This is a genomic window from Serratia bockelmannii (assembly GCF_051803255.1).
Classification (GTDB): Bacteria; Pseudomonadota; Gammaproteobacteria; order Enterobacterales; family Enterobacteriaceae; genus Serratia; species Serratia bockelmannii.
This window is the reverse complement of record NZ_CP196512.1, coordinates 3,368,125-3,380,183: the sequence shown is the minus strand read 5'-3', so window position 1 is coordinate 3,380,183 and position 12,059 is coordinate 3,368,125. Positions and strand designations below refer to the sequence as shown.

The 12,059-nt window shown below is 63.4% G+C and carries 13 protein-coding genes; 12 read left to right on the top strand and 1 reads right to left on the bottom strand.

Features of this window, described 5'->3' with window-relative positions; genetic code table 11:
- Positions 1 to 7: 7 nt before the first annotated feature.
- A complete protein-coding gene (dpiA, locus tag ACSJLU_RS16145; protein WP_089196040.1) occupies positions 8 to 694 on the bottom strand; it encodes a two-component response regulator DpiA in 687 nt (228 codons plus the stop codon).
- A 313-nt stretch (positions 695 to 1,007) separates the two neighbouring features.
- Between dpiA and citC the strand changes: the two genes are divergently transcribed.
- The 12 genes from citC to ACSJLU_RS16085 all read left to right on the top strand — a co-directional run bounded on the left by citC (position 1,008) and on the right by ACSJLU_RS16085 (position 11,963).
- Complete coding sequence (gene citC / locus ACSJLU_RS16140) at positions 1,008 to 2,078, top strand: [citrate (pro-3S)-lyase] ligase (RefSeq protein WP_004940809.1); 1,071 nt, start codon at positions 1,008 to 1,010, stop codon at positions 2,076 to 2,078.
- Positions 2,078 to 2,386 carry a citrate lyase acyl carrier protein gene (gene citD / locus ACSJLU_RS16135; protein WP_004940811.1) on the top strand — a complete coding sequence of 103 codons (309 nt, stop codon included), beginning with the start codon at positions 2,078 to 2,080 and terminating at the stop codon, positions 2,384 to 2,386. The genes citC and citD overlap by 1 nt, the downstream gene beginning before the upstream one ends.
- On the top strand, positions 2,370 to 3,290 hold the full coding sequence (gene citE / locus ACSJLU_RS16130; protein ID WP_033651847.1) for a citrate (pro-3S)-lyase subunit beta: 921 nt from the start codon (positions 2,370 to 2,372) through the stop codon (positions 3,288 to 3,290). The genes citD and citE overlap by 17 nt, the downstream gene beginning before the upstream one ends.
- Positions 3,290 to 4,795, top strand: a complete 1,506-nt coding sequence (gene citF, locus ACSJLU_RS16125) for a citrate lyase subunit alpha (protein WP_342096469.1) — start codon at positions 3,290 to 3,292, stop codon at positions 4,793 to 4,795. Before citE ends, citF begins: the two co-directional genes overlap by 1 nt.
- A gap of 3 nt (positions 4,796 to 4,798) precedes the next feature.
- A complete protein-coding gene (gene citX, locus ACSJLU_RS16120) occupies positions 4,799 to 5,347 on the top strand; it encodes a citrate lyase holo-[acyl-carrier protein] synthase (RefSeq protein ID WP_025303457.1) in 549 nt (182 codons plus the stop codon).
- Positions 5,328 to 6,212, top strand: coding sequence for a triphosphoribosyl-dephospho-CoA synthase CitG (citG, locus tag ACSJLU_RS16115; protein ID WP_342096438.1), 885 nt, complete (start codon positions 5,328 to 5,330; stop codon positions 6,210 to 6,212). The genes citX and citG overlap by 20 nt, the downstream gene beginning before the upstream one ends.
- Positions 6,213 to 6,237: 25 nt before the next feature.
- Positions 6,238 to 7,701 (top strand): anion permease, encoded by a 1,464-nt coding sequence (locus ACSJLU_RS16110; protein WP_004940821.1) that lies wholly within the window; start codon positions 6,238 to 6,240, stop codon positions 7,699 to 7,701.
- Positions 7,702 to 7,847: 146 nt separating this feature from the next.
- Entirely contained in the window at positions 7,848 to 9,077 is a 1,230-nt protein-coding gene (gene agp, locus ACSJLU_RS16105; protein ID WP_043143150.1) for a bifunctional glucose-1-phosphatase/inositol phosphatase, read from the top strand.
- Between the two features lie 119 nt (positions 9,078 to 9,196).
- Positions 9,197 to 9,487: a nucleotidyltransferase family protein gene (locus ACSJLU_RS16100; protein ID WP_049204986.1), complete on the top strand. Its 291-nt coding sequence runs from the start codon at positions 9,197 to 9,199 to the stop codon at positions 9,485 to 9,487.
- Complete coding sequence (locus tag ACSJLU_RS16095; RefSeq protein WP_043143151.1) at positions 9,484 to 9,855, top strand: HepT-like ribonuclease domain-containing protein; 372 nt, start codon at positions 9,484 to 9,486, stop codon at positions 9,853 to 9,855. Before ACSJLU_RS16100 ends, ACSJLU_RS16095 begins: the two co-directional genes overlap by 4 nt.
- Positions 9,856 to 9,862: 7 nt before the next feature.
- A complete protein-coding gene (locus ACSJLU_RS16090) occupies positions 9,863 to 10,582 on the top strand; it encodes a 4'-phosphopantetheinyl transferase family protein (RefSeq protein ID WP_313246235.1) in 720 nt (239 codons plus the stop codon).
- A 190-nt stretch (positions 10,583 to 10,772) separates the two neighbouring features.
- Positions 10,773 to 11,963, top strand: coding sequence for an isochorismate synthase (locus ACSJLU_RS16085; protein WP_197771117.1), 1,191 nt, complete (start codon positions 10,773 to 10,775; stop codon positions 11,961 to 11,963).
- The last annotated feature ends 96 nt before the right edge of the window (positions 11,964 to 12,059 follow it).

The following is a 12,059-nucleotide window of genomic DNA, read 5'->3' as shown; positions in this document are numbered from 1 at the left end:
ATAACCGTTAATGCGGTTCGCCGGCGCGGTAGATCCGCTGTGGGCGGCCGACCTTGCCGTAAATGATCTCGGCGCGCAGCTGCTGTGCGGCGGTACAAAACTCCAGATAACGGCGCGCGGTGGTGCGGCTGAGCCCCATTTTTTGCGCAACGCTTTCAGCGGTGTGGCGCGCGGCGGGTTCGGCGAACAGCGCGCGGATCTTGCCCAGCGTCAGCTCGTCGATGCCGGCGGGCAGCGTCGCCTGCTGTTCGCCGCGGGCGTAGGTGTTGAACATCTCGTCGATGCGGCGCTGGTTGAGGCGCGCTTTGTCCTTCAGCGCTTCGCGGCGTTGGCTGAAGCGCTGCAGGGTCTGGCTCAGCCGGTCATAGGCCAGCGGTTTGATCAGGTAGTCGAACACGCCGTAACGCAACGCCTCGGCCACGGTGGCCATGTCGCTGGCGGCGGTGATGAACACGATGCCGCCGCGATACCCGCTCAGCGTCAGTTCGCGCAGCAGGGTGATGCCCTGGCCGTCCGGCAGAAAGTTGTCCAGCAGAATCAGGTCCGGCTTGAAGCGCTCGGTCATGGCGCGCGCCTGCGCCAGGGTGCCGGCCAGCCAAATCTGGCGGCAGCCGCCGTTCTGGCGGATAAACTCCGCGTGCATTTCCGCCAGCGGCGTTTCGTCTTCAACGATCAGGATGTTCAGCCATTCCATAATGAAACCTACTATTGCAATCAAGATGCTAAATGAATGTAAGTAAACTGCGGCGCCAAATAAAGATTATCTCAATAATAAACACCATAAGATTAATTAAGCAAATAAAGAACATTAAATAACTTATTAACCGGGAACGGTTTGTGAAATAGGTCAATAATCGGCGTTTTTTTTCTGTTTACCATTGCTTTATCGAACGCGAAGCGGCGTTTATCTCCATGGTTTTTAAGGTTTTAATTATCCTTGTTGATGTTAATTAAAATGCCTTTTTGTATTTAACTTGTTGTTTGTCAGTTAACCCAGAGAGCGTGTTATGTTAGGCGATGCCGTATTTAATCGGGTAAAGCGATCGGATCATAAAGCGATTTCGGAAATAAGCGCCTTCTTGCGCAGTAACGATCTGAATATCGACACCACGGTTGAAATATTTATTACCGTTACCCAGCACGACAAATTGGTCGCCTGCGGCGGTATCGCCGACAATATTATCAAATGCGTCGCCATCAGTCCGCTGATGCGCGGCGAAGGGTTGGCGCTGGCGCTGGCGACCGAGCTGGTGAACCTGGCCTACGAGCGCCATCACACTCAGCTGTTTATCTACACCAAGGTGCAGAACGAGCCGCTGTTCCGCCAGTGCGGTTTCTACCCGATCGCCACCGTGCCGGGCATCGTGGTGCTGATGGAAAACAGCCCGTGTCGCCTGAAGCGCTACGCCGCCCAACTGGCGAGCCAGCGCCGGCCGGGCGATACCATCGGCAGCATCGTGATGAACGCCAACCCCTTTACCCGCGGGCACCAGTATCTGGTGCGTCAGGCGGCCAAGCGCTGCGACTGGCTGCACCTGTTTCTGGTAAAGGAAAACACCTCGCGCTTCAGCTATGAAGACCGGCGCCGGCTGGTGCTGGCCGGCACCGCCGATATCCCCAACCTCACGGTACACGAAGGCTCGCAGTACGTGATCTCGCGCGCCACCTTCCCCTGTTACTTCATCAAGGATCAGGGCGTGGCCGACGACTGTTACACCGAAATCGATCTGAAGATCTTCCGCCAGTATCTGGCGCCCGCGCTGGGCATTACCCACCGCTTTGTCGGCAACGAGCCGTTCTGCGCGGTGACCGCGAAATACAACCGCGACATGCGTTACTGGCTGGAAACGCCGGCGCTGCCCAGCCCGCCGATCGCGCTGGTGGAAATCGAGCGTTTGCAATATCAGGGCACGGCGATCTCCGCCTCCTGGGTGCGCAAGCTGCTGGCGGCGGGGGACTTCCACGCCGCCGCGCCGCTGGTACCGCCGGACACCCTGTACTACCTGCAGGATCTGCAAACGCAGCGCCGGGCCAAGGCGGCCCCGCATCCTTTTGAGTCCGCACAATCAGGTGAATGATGAAAATTATCCGAGAAGCAATGGCCGGCACGCTGGAATCCAGCGATGTCATGGTGCGCATCGCGCCCGCCGAGGGGCCGCAGCACGATCTGTTGATCGCCAGCAGCGTGGAAAAACAGTTCGGCGCGGCGATCCGTCGCACCCTGCTGGAGGTGCTGCAGCGCTATGAGGTGGAGCCGGTGCAGGTGATCGTCGACGACAAGGGGGCGCTGGACTGCGTGCTGCGCGCCCGGCTGGAAACCGCGCTGATGCGCGCCTGCGAGGGCGGCCAACTGCCGTGGGAGGCGAAAGATGAAAACGCTGAATAAAACCCGGCTGCGCCGCAGCATGCTGTTCGTTCCCGGCGCCAACGCGGCGATGGTCAGCAACGCCTTTATCTACCAGGCCGACGCCCTGATGTTCGATCTGGAAGACTCGGTGATCCTGCGTGAAAAAGACGCGGCGCGCCGGCTGGTGTACCACGCGCTGCAGCACCCGCTGTACCAGGAGGTGGAAACCATCGTGCGCGTCAATGCGCTCGACTCCGCCTACGGCCTGGCGGACTTGCAGGCCGTGGTGCGCGGCGGCGCGGACATTGTGCGCCTGCCGAAGACCGACAGCGCGCAGGACGTTGTCGACATGGAGCGCGAGATTGCCGCCATCGAAGCAGCCTGCGGGCGGCCGGTCGGCAGCACCGGGCTGCTGGCGGCGATCGAATCGGCGCAGGGCATCACCCACGCGGTGGCGATCGCGCACGCTTCGCCGCGGCTTATCGGCATCGCGCTGGGGGCGGAGGACTACGTGCGCAACCTGCGCACCGAGCGCTCGCCGGAGGGCATCGAGCTGCTGTTCGCCCGCTGCTCGCTGCTGCAGGCGGCGCGCGCCGCCGGCATTCAGGCGTTCGACACCGTCTATTCCGACGCCAACAACGAAGCCGGCTTCCTGCAGGAAGCGGCGCTGATCAAACAGCTCGGCTTCGACGGTAAATCGCTGATTAACCCGCGCCAGATTGAGCTGCTGCACAACCTGTACGCGCCGACCGCCAAAGAGGTGGCGCACGCGCAGCGGGTGGTGGACGCCGCCGAAGCGGCGGAGCGGGAAGGGCGCGGCGTGGTGTCGCTCAACGGAAAAATGGTCGACAGCCCGGTGATTGAACGCGCCCGGCTGGTGCTGGAGCGCGCCGCGCTGTCCGGCTTGCGGGAAGAACCGGCGCAGCACGGGGAGGAAGCATGATGAACCGCCAACAACGATTGATGACCTTCGCCAACCCGGCGGATCTGCCGGGCTATCAGGACGTGTCCAAAGCCAACCTGCAGGCGCGCAAACCGCGCGATCTCAAGCTGTGCGATTCCTTGCAGGAAGCGGTGCGCCGCAGCGGGCTGCAGGACGGCATGACCATCTCCTTCCACCATGCGTTTCGCGGCGGCGATTTGACCCTCAATCAGGTGATGGAGACGCTGGCGGCGATGGGGTTCCGCAACCTGACGCTGGCCTCCAGCTCGCTGACCGACTGCCATTCGCCGCTGGTTGAGCATATCCGCCACGGCGTGGTGAGCCGCATTTACACCTCCGGGCTGCGCGGCCCGCTGGCGGACGCGGTTTCGCGCGGCCTGCTGGCGGAGCCGGTGCAAATTCACTCGCACGGCGGCCGGGTCAACCTGATCGAATCCGGCGAGCTGAAGATAGACGTGGCCTTCCTCGGCGTGCCGGCCTGCGATGAGTTCGGCAACGCCAACGGCTACAGCGGTGAAGCCTGCTGCGGCTCGCTCGGCTATGCGCGGGTGGACGCCGAGGCGGCGGGCACCGTGGTGCTGCTGACCGAGCAGCTGGTGCCGTATCCGCATCATCCCGCCAGCCTGGCGCAGGATCGGGTGGATCTGATCGTGCAGCTGGAGCGGGTGGGCGATGCCGACAAGATCGGCGCCGACGCCACGCGCATGACCTCGAACCCGCGCGAGCTGCTGATCGCCCGCCGCGCCGCCGAGGTGATCGCCGGCTCCGGCTACTTCACCGAAGGGTTCTCGCTGCAAACCGGCACCGGCGGCGCCTCGCTGGCGGTGACCCGGTTCCTGGAAGACAAGATGCGCGCCCGCGGCATCCACGCCGCGTTCGCCCTCGGCGGCATCACCTCGACCATGGTGGATCTGCACGAGAAAGGGCTGATCGGCAAGCTGCTGGACGTGCAGAGCTTCGATCGGGCGGCGGCGACCTCGCTGGCGCGCAACCCGCGCCATATCGAAATCAGCGCCAACCAGTACGCCAACTTCAGCTCCAAGGGCGCGTCGGTCGATCGGCTCGACGTGGTGGTGCTGAGCGCGCTGGAAATCGACACCGGCTTCAACGTTAACGTGCTGACCGGCTCCGACGGCGTGCTGCGCGGCGCGTCCGGCGGCCACTGCGACACCGCCGCCGCCGCGCGGCTGGCGATCATCGTTGCGCCGTTGGTGCGCGGGCGCATCCCGACGCTGGTGGAGCAGGTGACTACCTGCGTCACGCCGGGTTCCAGCATCGACATTCTGGTGACCGACCACGGCATCGCCGTCAACCCGGCGCGGCCGGAGCTGGCGCAGCGCCTGCGGGAGGCCGGGCTCGAGGTGGTGAGCATCGACTGGCTGCGCGCCCGCGCGCTGCAGCTGACCGGCGAACCGCAGCCGATCGCGTTTACCGACAAGGTGGTGGCGGTGGTGCGCTACCGCGATGGTTCGGTGATCGACGTGGTGCATCAGGTGGCGGAGTAAGCGATGGCCGCCGTCGATCCCCAACTGGCCGCCGAACGCGCGGTCAGCCTGCCGGAGCTGCTCACCAGCCGCGAATGCCGCCAAGCGCGCCAGCAGGCGTGGCTGGCGCAGCACGAGTGCACGCTGCTGGTGCTGACGCTGGTGGTGCCCGGCCCGGTGAAGGACAGCGCGTTGACGCGCGGCATCTTCAACCTGGGGTGGGCGGCGCTGCTGCGGCTGTGCGCCGAACAGGGTTGGCCCAGCCCGCAGGCCGAGGCGCTGGCGCTCGCCACCGGTTGCGAAGGGTTTGTGGCTCTGCGCGCCGATGCCCAGCGGGTGAAAGACTGCGCCATGCAGCTGGAGGTGAGCCGCCCGATCGGCCGACTGTGGGATATCGACGTGCTGGATACGCGGGGGCGCATTTTGTCGCGCCGCGACATCGGCCTGCCGGAACGGCGCTGCCTGCTGTGCGGCCAACCGGCCAAGATCTGCGCCCGCCAGCGGCGGCACAGCAGCGAGCAGCTGCTGCATGAAATGGAAAGGATGTTCAACGATGCGATCTCTGCCGATTAATCTGCCTGCCCGCCGCACCGAGCCGGCCTGCGACTTCGCCCGCGCCGCTTTCCGCGCGCTGCTGGTGGAGGTCAACCTCACGCCCAAACCGGGGCTGGTGGATCGCCATAACACCGGTGCCCATCGTGACATGGATCTTGGGCATTTCTACCGCAGCGCCCGCGCCATCGGCGTGTGGCTGCCGCGCTTTATCCAACGCGGACGGGAAGACGCGGCTTTGCCGGCAGAGCAGCAGCTGGCGCGGCTGCGGCCGCTCGGCATGGCCTGCGAAAACCAGATGTTTCGCGCCACCGGCGGCATTAACACCCACAAGGGCAGCGTGTTCTCACTCGGGTTGCTGTGCACCGCCTTCGGCCGCCTGCAGCAGCAAGGGCAAGCCATCGGCGCGGAGGCGCTGTGCGCCGAGGTGGCGGCGATGTGCAGGGGGCTGGTGGAGCGTGAGCTGCGGCGCAACAACGCCGGGCAGACCGCCGGCCAGCGGCTGTTCGCCGCGCACGGGCTGAGCGGCGCACGCGGCGAGGCGGAGTCCGGTTTTCGGTTGGTGCTTGACGGCGCGCTGCCGCTGTATCGGCAACGGCTGGCCGCCGATGGCGACGAACAGCGGGCGCTGCTGGACAGCCTGCTGTGGCTGATGGCCCACAACGACGACACCAACGTCGCCTCGCGCGGCGGCCTGCACGGGCTGCGCTGGTTGCGGCGCCGGGCGGCCTGGCTGCTGGCGCAGGGCGGCTCGGCCGGGGAGGCGGGCCTGGCGCGCCTGCAACGCTTCGATGCCGACTGCATCGCCCGTAACCTCAGCCCCGGCGGCAGCGCCGACCTGTTGATAGTGACCTGGCTGCTGGCGCAGCTGGGTGCCCAAGAATAATAACCAAGCCTTCAGGAGAGTCCCAATGTCCCAAACCCAGGAAAAGATCTGGAAAGCGATAGCGCCGCTGGCGGTGCTCGCGATCCTGTTATTGATACCGGTGCCCGACGGCATGCCGCCGCAGGCCTGGCACTACTTCGCCATCTTCGTGGCGATGATCGTCGGCATGATTTTGGAGCCGATCCCGGCCACCGCCATCAGCTTTATTGCGGTGACCGTCAGCGTGCTCAGCGCCAACTGGGTGCTGTTCGGCGCGCAGGAGCTGGCGGAGCCGGGCTTCAAGGCCGGTAAAGAGGCGCTGAAATGGGGGCTGGCGGGCTTCTCCAGCACCACCGTCTGGCTGGTGTTCGGCGCCTTTATCTTCGCGCTGGGCTACGAGGCCACCGGGCTGGGGCGGCGCATTGCGCTGTTCCTGGTGAAGTTCATGGGCAAGCGCACGCTGACGCTGGGCTATGCGGTGGTGATCATCGATATCCTGCTGGCGCCGTTCACGCCGTCCAACACCGCGCGCACCGGCGGCACGGTGTTCCCGGTGGTGAAAAACCTGCCGCCGCTGTTCGATTCTTTCCCTAACGACCCCTCCTCGCGCCGCATCGGCGGTTACCTGATGTGGATGATGGTGGTCGGCACCAGCATCAGCTCCTCGATGTTCGTCACCGGCGCCGCGCCGAACGTTTTGGGCATCGAGTTCGTCGGCAAGATTGCCGGGGTGCATATCAGCTGGATGCAGTGGTTCCTGGCGTTCCTGCCGGTCGGCCTGCTGCTGCTGATCATCGCGCCGCTGATCTCCTACTACCTGTACAAACCGGGCGTGACCCACAGCAGCGAAGTGGCCGCCTGGGCGGATACCGCGCTGGGGGAAATGGGCAAGCTGACGCGCAAGGAGTACACCCTGATCGGCCTGGTGCTGCTCAGCCTGTGTCTGTGGGTGTTCGGCGGCAAAATGCTGGACGCCACCGCGGTATGCCTGCTGGCGGTGTCGCTGATGCTGGCGCTGCACGTGGTGTCGTGGAAAGAGATCACCAAATACTCCAGCGCCTGGAACACGCTGGTTAACCTGGCGACGCTGGTGGTGATGGCCAACGGCCTAACGCGCTCCGGCTTTATCGACTGGTTCGCCCAGACCATGAGCACCCACCTGGACGGCTTCTCGCCGAACATGACGGTGGTGGCGCTGGTGCTGGTGTTCTACTTCGCCCACTATCTGTTCGCCAGCCTGTCGGCGCATACCGCCACCATGCTGCCGGTGATCCTGGCGGTCGGCAAAGGGCTGCCGGGCGTGCCGATGGAACAGCTGTCGATGCTGCTGGTGCTGTCGATCGGTATCATGGGCGTGCTGACGCCGTACGCCACCGGGCCGGGGGTGATCATCTACGGCTGTGGCTACGTGAAATCGAAAGACTACTGGCGCCTGGGCGGCATTCTCGGCGTGGTGTACATCGCCGCGCTGCTGCTGATCGGCTGGCCGATCATGAGCCTGTGGTACTGAGTTGAAGCCACGCGGCCACCGCCCGGTGGCCGCGGTTACGATCCTTTCCCGTGAACCCTGTCACACACTTGTCACACTAACCCCGCCATCATACGCAGGCAAACGCTAACACCTTAAAAATAATCATTTTCCGGGAGCCTCTGCGGATGAGAAAAAAAACGTTATTGCTGTGCCTGCCTTTGTTATTCACCGGGAACGCGCTGGCGGACGCCGGCGGTTATCAATTGGAACAGGTGCTGGTGATGAGCCGCCATAACCTGCGCGCGCCGCTGGCCAACAACGGCAGCGTGTTGGCGCAGTCCACGCCGAAGGCCTGGCCGGCCTGGGAAACGCCGGGCGGCCAGCTGACCACCAAGGGCGGGGTGCTGGAAGTGTATATGGGGCACTACTTCAACGCCTGGCTGAAGCAGACCGGCCTGTTGCCGCAAGAGGGCTGCCCGACCGCCGGCAGCGTGTACGTCTACGCCAACAGCCTGCAGCGCACGGTGGCCACCGCGCAGTTCTTCAGCAACGGTGCGTTCCCTGGCTGCGACGTCAGCGTGCATCATCAGGACAAGATGGGCGAGATGGATCCGACCTTCAACCCGATCATCACTGATACCAGCGAAGCCTTCAACCAGCAGGCGCTGGCGGCGATGAACGCCGCGCTGGGATCGCTGAAGCTGGACGCCTCTTACCAACAGCTGGCGAAGATCATCGACTACAAGGATTCCGCCGCCTGCAAGACCGACAAACACTGTGACCTGACCAAAGAAGCCAGCGTGATGAGCGCGGTGCCGGGCAAAGAGCCGGGCGTCTCCGGCCCGCTGCGGGTGGGCAACTCGCTGGTGGACGCCTTTATGCTGCAGTATTACGAAGGTTTCCCGATGAAAGAGGTGGCCTGGGGCAAAATCGCCACCCCGCATCAGTGGCAGCAGCTGGCGCAGTTGAAAGACGGCTATCAGGATTCGCTGTTCACCTCGCCGGTGGTGGCGCAAAACGTCGCCAAACCGCTGCTGACCTACATCAACAACGCGCTGCTGGGCGAGCGCAAACCGGACGCGCCGAAGTTGACGGTGTTGGTCGGCCACGACTCCAATATCGCCTCGCTGCTGTCGGCCATGCAGTTCCAGCCGTATCAGCTGCCGCAGCAGTACGAGAAAACGCCGATCGGCGGCAAACTGGTGTTCCAGCGCTGGCGCGACGCGCAGAACGACCGTGAATTGCTGAAGATTGAGTACGTCTATCAGTCCACCGAACAGCTGCGCAAGGCGACGCCGCTGACGCTGCAAACCCCGCCGCAGCGCGTGACGCTGGCGCTGAAAGGCTGCCCGATCGACAAAGACGGCTTCTGTGCCTGGAGCGATTTCGAAAAGACCATGAAAGGCATCTTGTAATGCCCGGCCTCTCTTCCGATCGCGGGGGAGAGGCATAGGCGCGGCTGCCGGGGGATTGTGCTTGAATCCCCTCAACCGATCACCTAGCATTTCGTTAGGTGTAACGGGGAGAGAAAACCATGCGACCATCCATTGTTCTTGCAGAACATCGCCAGGCGATCCGAAAAACGGTTGGGCTGTTCCCTGCGGCCAATCCGCGGATTTTCGGCTCGGTGCTGCATGGCACCGATCGGGAGGGCAGTGATTTGGATCTGTTGGTCGATGCGTTGCCGGGTGCCACGTTGTTTGATCTGGGAGGGCTGCAGTCGGAACTGGAAGCGCTGCTGGGCATTCAGGTGGATCTGCTGACGCCGCTCGATTTGCCGCCGACCTTTCGTCAGCAGGTTTTGGCGGAGGCCCAACCGGTATGAAAGATGCGCGGCTGGTCGATTATCTGAGCCACATGCAACAGGCGGCGCAGGATGCCTGTGATTTCGTTGATGGCTTGGCGGCGGCAGATTTTATCGAAGATAAACGCACTCAGCAGGCGGTCATTATGAGCCTGATTATTATCGGTGAAGCCGTGACGAAAATCATGGATGGCAGCCCCGCGTTTACGCAACGCCATCCTGAAATCCCCTGGCGAAACATGCGCGGCATGCGTAATCGCATTGCGCACGGTTATTTTGATATCAACCTTGAAGTGGTCTGGGCGACGGTGCAAACGGCGTTGCCGGAACTGCTTACACAGCTGTTGGCGGTACGCCAGGATGCTGAGAAGTTAAACGACGGTGATTAAGCTTTCTTTGGACAGTGACTCTGGTTCCTGCCGGAGCCCCACTTTTATCCGCAATATCGAATTTTTCACGCCGGACGGCTATCCGGGCCAGGTGGCGTGCTGCCATTTTGCACTGGCGGAGTATCGCGACGAGCGTTTTCCCGAGGCGGGCTTTGCGCTGCCGGATCATCTGGCGCGCGCGGTGCCGAAGCGCCGTGCGGAGTATCTGGCCGGGCGTGTTCTGGCGCGGCAACTGTTGGCGCCGCTCGGTTTTGCCGATTTCACCCTGGCGCGCGGCGAAGATCGCGCGCCGCAGTGGCCGCCGGGTATCGCCGGGGCGCTGAGCCATAATTCGGATACCGCGTTGTGCGCCGTACACCGCGAGAGCGGGCTGGGTGGCGTTGGGTTGGATGTGGAGACGCTGCTCTCCGACGTGCGGGCGGAGGAGCTGTGGGGGGCGATCGTTTCGGCGGGGGAGCGCGAGGCGTTACTGCGCGAGGCGCTGGCGTTCAACGAACTGCTGACGCTGACGTTTTCCGCCAAAGAGAGCCTGTTCAAGGCGCTTTATCCGCAGGTGCGCTGTTACTTCGATTTTCTCGATGCGCGCATGGTCGCCGTGGATACGCAGCGGCAGACGTTTGTATTAGCGTTGCTTAAGACCTTGACGCCAAATTGCCCCGCCGGCCGCCGGTTTAACGGGCGTTTTTGGCGTGAAGGTGACGATGTCACGACTTTTATTTTTTGCTAAAACATAATAATAACAGTGTGTTATTTCTTGCGGCACCGTAACGCGGATGTGCCGCGGCGGGCGGAAAGATTCATTCATCGGAGATTGACCCACGGTGGGGTTCCGGTGTAGTTTATTCTCCTTTTTATAGCTAATGATAATTATTCGCATAAACATTATCATTGGTAAGGCGCAACAAAGGAGTGGTCTTGTGGCGACACTGACGACAGAAAACCAAACCTTCCCCGGGTTTGTGTACGCCGAACAATCGACCTTTTTGTACCGGTCCGAATTCCGGTCCCTCTCCGCCGACGGTGTGTTTGAGCGTATCGAAACGCCGGCGTTCGGCGGCGAGCAGGAAGGCAGCGCGCTGACGCAGCATATTCGCCAGGCGCTGACGCGCGCCAAAGCCGCCGGCCAAGAGACGCCGGTGGTGGTGGGCGCCATTCCGTTCGATACGCGCCGGCCTTCCTGCCTGTACGTGCCTGAAAACTGCCAGTTTGTCGCCAACGACAGCTTTACCCGCGCCGCGCGCCCGATGCTGCAACAGCCGCATCGCCTGGCCGCCTGCACCAGCATTCCGGACGAACCGCGCTTCAAGCATGCGGTGGCGGAAGCGGTCAGCCGCTTTAAACAGGGCAAGCTGGACAAGGCGGTGCTGTCGCGCATCCTCGACATCGAGCTGGAGCAGCCGGTGGCGGGCCACCAGATCCTCAATAACCTGATGGTGCAGAACCCGACCGGTTACCACTTTTCCCTGCCGCTGGCCGATGGCGGCGTGCTGATCGGCGCCAGCCCGGAGCTGCTGATCCGCAAGCAGGGCGGCGAGATCCACACCAACCCGCTGGCGGGCTCGGCGCGCCGTCAGGACGATCCGCAACAGGATCGCCTCGGCAGCGAGCGCCTGATGCGCTCGACCAAAGACAAATACGAACACAAGCTGGTGATCGACGACATCCGTCGGCACCTGGCACCGCTGTGCGCCAGCCTGAGCGTGCCCAGCGGCCCGTCGCTGCTCAGTACCGGCACCATGTGGCATTTGTCCACCCGCATTCGCGGCGAGCTGCTGAACCCGAATCTCAACGTGATGCAGCTGGCCTGTCTGCTGCATCCGACGCCGGCGCTGTGCGGCTTCCCGACCGAGAGCGCCCGCCAACTGATCGCCGATCTGGAACCGCACGATCGCGGCCTGTTCAGCGGCATCGTCGGCTGGTGCGACGCCAACGGCGACGGCGAGTGGGCGATCGTCATCCGCAGCGGCCTGCTGCGCGGCAACCGGGTGCGGCTGTTCGCCGGCGCGGGTATCGTCGCCGCCTCGACGCCGCAGTCCGAGTGGCTGGAAACCGCCGCCAAACTGGGCACCATGCTCAACGCTTTCGGCCTGAACAGCGGCGCGCTGTAGGGCCACTTTGCGGCGCAGCGCGCGCCGCATCCTATCCTTTTCGCAGGAGACAACGATGAACAACAATATGACCCGGCTGTGCGCCCGGATGGCGGT